Annotated in this window: 3 protein-coding genes and 1 pseudogene; all 4 read right to left on the bottom strand. The window is 68.9% G+C overall.

What is annotated here, in order from left to right; all coding sequences use genetic code 11:
• Positions 1-335: pseudogene (locus tag BLU09_RS38000) on the bottom strand (DUF2924 domain-containing protein); the annotation flags it as partial.
• 114 nt (positions 336-449) lie between these two features.
• On the bottom strand, positions 450-674 hold the full coding sequence (locus tag BLU09_RS37995; protein ID WP_090496021.1) for a DUF6900 domain-containing protein: 225 nt from the start codon (positions 672-674) through the stop codon (positions 450-452).
• 71 nt (positions 675-745) lie between these two features.
• Entirely contained in the window at positions 746-1,042 is a 297-nt protein-coding gene (locus BLU09_RS37990) for a hypothetical protein (RefSeq protein WP_090496020.1), read from the bottom strand.
• 139 nt (positions 1,043-1,181) lie between these two features.
• A partial coding sequence (locus BLU09_RS37985) for a hypothetical protein (protein WP_090496019.1) occupies positions 1,182-1,531 on the bottom strand: 350 nt, incomplete at its 5' end.

Here is a 1,531-nt window from a genome sequence, read left to right as displayed (position 1 = left end):
GTCGGACGCCCGACGACTTCGCGGTACTTCTCCTGCAACTGCTGCAGCGACATGCCGGCGAAGCGCCCGCGCTGGCGAGCGGGCTGCGTGCCCTCGGCCGAGGTGGTGGCCGGTGCAGCAGGGGCCGGAGGAGGGGCGCTGGGGGCGGTGGCCGTTGCCCGGCGGGAGGGGCTGCGCCGCCTCTTGGCGGCAAGGGACTCCTCGATGCGGCGGATGAGGTGCGTCTTGTTGGGGCTGCGCGTCTCCTCACCCACCACTTCGCGGTAGCGGGCACGCAGCTCCGTCAGGTTCATGGACTCCAGCTTCTTCGTCTTCGGTGGGGTGTTGCGGGGCATGGTGGTGCTTTCGATTTGGGGCCGTGGGTACACGTCTGCCGTTCACGAGGGCGGCCCGGCGGCCCTCATGCGCTGCTGCCCCGCTGGGCGGGGCGTGGCTGGTGAGAGGAGGCGCTACTTGCTGCTGGCGCTGGTGGCGGCGCTCAGGCCGGCCTGATAGGCCGCTTCGAGGGCGCCCTTCAGGCGCCACACCGCCACATCGTGAAGGTCGAGGCTGTCGCTGCTGCGTGTCTTCAGGGTTTCAATGTTCAGCGTCTCGCGTGCAATGCGCTCGAGGGTTTCTTCGGGTGCCCGGGCGGGCTTCGCAGAGTTGGTAGGGCGTGGCTTGCGGGGTGTCATTGTTTCTTCCTTCCGCCGCCCTCGACGGGCGCGCGTGAGGCATACACGCTCTGCTCTGCGCGTATGGCAAGTCATTGTGCGCTGGGGTTGCGCAGGTGCGCGAAGCACTCCAAGTCGATGGCGCGCGGGTCGAGATGCACGAAGGAGGTGGTGCCGTCCGGGAGAATGGGGGCAGCGTCGATGCAGTCCTCGGCTGTGACGCCCCCGAGGCGCGCCAGCGTCTCGTTGTCATTCACGTAGTAGTCGTCTGCGTCCGGGTTTGCGTCGGGGCGGAGTCCGCCGCGCAGCACCGCGAAGATGCGGACCTTCTGCCCGCGGAGGCCGGGAATTTCGTTGCCGAGGTAGGTGGTGGAGCTGCCGATAACCATGTGTGTCTCCCTGGCGCGCATTGGGGGGCGAAGACATACACGCTCTGTCTTCGAGACATAGCAAGTCGAGCAGAGGGGGATTCGGGCGGCCCCGGAGCATGGCGGGCGCAGGGGGCTCTGTTTCGCTGACGGTGTATGTCTATCGACTGGACTCCTCGGGGGCGCGGGGCTGCTCGTCGGGAGGCACCGTGATTCGGAGGCCTTGCGGGAACCAGCGCTCGCGAGCCTCCTGCGACAGGGGACGCACCACCACCTTGCCGGCACCGCCCCCCTTGGGCTTGAGCACAGTGTGCAAGCGCCCTCGCTGGACGAGCTCCGCGTGAGCGTGGTTGACGAGGAGTCGGTGCAGGTGGCCGAAGCTGCCGGGCGCCGGGTGCTCTGGCTCGCCCTCGGCCGCGCGGATGAGAAACTCGGTGGAGCGGCAGGCGGGACAGGGAGGGAGCTGGACGAGGCCGTCGTCCACGTCCTCCCGGCGCGCGACGCCGACCT

Source organism: Myxococcus virescens, assembly GCF_900101905.1.
GTDB lineage: Bacteria > Myxococcota > Myxococcia > Myxococcales > Myxococcaceae > Myxococcus > Myxococcus virescens.
The sequence above is the reverse complement of the archived record's forward strand: the minus strand, read 5'-3'. Positions and strand labels throughout refer to the sequence as shown.

Excerpts from the sequence above, each read along its gene's own strand:
- BLU09_RS37990 (WP_090496020.1), bottom strand. The coding sequence starts at position 1,042 with ATGGTTATCGGCAGCTCCACCACCTACCTCGGCAACGAAATTCCCGGC.
- BLU09_RS37995 (WP_090496021.1), bottom strand. The coding sequence starts at position 674 with ATGACACCCCGCAAGCCACGCCCTACCAACTCTGCGAAGCCCGCCCGG.